We start from the raw sequence: 2,155 nt of genomic DNA on the forward strand, positions 1-2,155 counted from the left end.
CCATGATCCGGCCCGGGCCGCGGCGGTGTTCAGAGGCCGGGCGGCGGTGTTCAGAGGCCGGTCAGGCGCTCCTGGAGCAGGGCGCGTGACTCCTTGGGCGTGAGGGCACATGCCCCGAGCCGGTCCATCATGTCGCGGTACTGCTCGACGACCTGCGGCTTCTGACTGAACGTGCTGTCCGTCAGATGCTCGATGTAGACGGCGTCCTTGAGGTCGCTCAGCGCGAAGCGGAGATACGTCACGCCTGTGCCGACGCCGACCGATGCCGTCACGTCCAGGGGAGCGATCTGCAGCGTGACACGGGATTGCTGCGTCATCGCGACGAGATGCGCGAGCTGCCCGCGCATCACCTGCGGACCGCCGACCGTGCGCATCAGTACGGATTCGTCGATCACCGCCCACAGGCGCGGACCGTCCGGCTGCGCGAGCTGCCGCTGCCGCTCCTGACGGAGGGCGACCCGGCGCAGGACGTCATGCGTGTACAGACGGGCGGGCCCGGACTGGATGACCGCGCGTGCGTAGGCGGGAGTCTGCAGCAGTCCCGGTACGTAGAAAGGCTCGTAGGTACGGATGGTCGAGGCCGCGCCTTCGAGGGCGACCAGCGGGGTGAAGAAGTCGGACAGGACGTCACTGAAGGAGCGCCACCAGTCGGACCGGCGGGACTGCTCCACCAGCCGCAGGAACTCCGCGACGCGGTCCTCGCCGTCCACCCCGTAGAGACTCAGCAGGGCAAGGGCATCGGCCGGCTTGCAGCCGTGGCGGCCCAGTTCGATACGGCTGGTCTTCGACCGCGAGAAGCCGAGTCTGACGTCGACGGCGGAAGGGTCGAGTCCGGCACTGATGCGCAGCTCGCGCAGCTTGCCGCCCAGAATCACCTTCAGGGCGGTGGGGTTGCCTTCGACCGCCCCCAGCGGCCCGACGAACAACGACGGGCTCGGTTCGACTGCAGCCATCGCTTGCTCCTGCGGATGATGAGAAGACGACGACACTATCCCGCACACCCGGGCACGAGCCATGGTGAAGTGCTCGGCCCTGCAACCGATTTCAGCCAATCATGGAGTCGAAATCGCCATCCCGGGCCCCCGCCACGAATGCCGCGACCTCGTCGCGCGTATAGACGAGCGCCGGACCGTGCGGATCGCGGGAGTTGCGCACGGCCACCCGGCCACCAGGCAGTGCGGCCAGCTCCACGCAGTTCCCGGTGGCGTTGCTGTGGCTGCTCTTGATCCAGGTCGCCGAGACCAGCGTGTCCGCCTGCATGCCGTTGGAGTACTCCATGCCCACGAGCCCCTCTCCGTGCGTCCGTCGGTCCGTCTCGGATCCGGCCACTGCAATCTCAGATGCAATTGCATTACCGAGCCGGACGCGACAATACTCGTTCCGCATCGACCGCCGCAGCGTCGAACACCGAAGCCTGCAGGGGGACATGACCAGTGACGCTTTACATGTCAACCAGTTCGAGCACCAAGTCCTCGTACGGTGACTGGCGTTCGCCTGTGGAATTCGGCCCGGAACCGTTGTCCGACGGACCGGGTGCGCAGAGGCAACAGGGTCTGGACGAGTACCTCGACCCGGGTAGCTTCGCCGCCTGCGGACTGGACGGCGGACTGCGAAATGCCCGTCAGGCGCGCCGGTTCGCCGGCCTCACCCTGCACGGCTGGGCCATGGACGCGCTCGTTCCCGACATGGAACTGGTCGTGAGCGAACTCGTCACCAACGCCGTCCGGCACGCGCTCGCCGAACCGTCGGAGGACCCCGCGGACTACCCCCTCTGGCTGGGCCTGTTCCGACACCCCGGGCATGTCGTCTGCACGGTCACCGACCCCAGCTCCGACCCGCCGCGGCCGTGCGCACCCGACGCCCTGGAACTCGGCGGCAGGGGACTCGCTCTGATCAGTGAACTGAGTGACAGCTGGTCCTGGTCCCTGACGCCGCCGTGCGGCAAGGCCGTATGGGCGAACCTCGCCCTGCCGGCGCGCGCGACCTGAGACAACCCCACTGCCCGGGCGGCAATCAGGACGCGGAGGGCTGGGGTCACCACGCGCTGTGTCCGAGGAGTTGACGGCATGCCGGGTCGTGGTCGCCGAGAACGCGGACGGGGGCGCGGGTGCCCTGTGTGGCAGATGCAGGCATCTGCCACACAGGGCGTGGGATC

Annotated in this window: 3 protein-coding genes; 1 reads left to right on the forward strand and 2 read right to left on the reverse strand. The window is 68.2% G+C overall.

The features are described 5' to 3' along the window. Positions 1-50: 50 nt before the first annotated feature. Both ACWGI8_RS43325 and ACWGI8_RS43330 read right to left on the reverse strand, forming a co-directional pair. Entirely contained in the window at positions 51-953 is a 903-nt protein-coding gene (locus tag ACWGI8_RS43325; protein ID WP_453669016.1) for a helix-turn-helix domain-containing protein, read from the reverse strand. 91 nt (positions 954-1,044) lie between these two features. Beyond that, positions 1,045-1,278, reverse strand: a complete 234-nt coding sequence (locus ACWGI8_RS43330) for a DUF397 domain-containing protein (RefSeq protein WP_453669017.1) — start codon at positions 1,276-1,278, stop codon at positions 1,045-1,047. Positions 1,279-1,445: 167 nt separating this feature from the next. On the opposite strand from ACWGI8_RS43330, the gene ACWGI8_RS43335 reads away from it, so the two are divergent. Next, complete coding sequence (locus ACWGI8_RS43335) at positions 1,446-1,988, forward strand: ATP-binding protein (RefSeq protein ID WP_453669019.1); 543 nt, start codon at positions 1,446-1,448, stop codon at positions 1,986-1,988. The last annotated feature ends 167 nt before the right edge of the window (positions 1,989-2,155 follow it).

It is taken from the genome of Streptomyces sp. NPDC054841 (assembly GCF_053611045.1).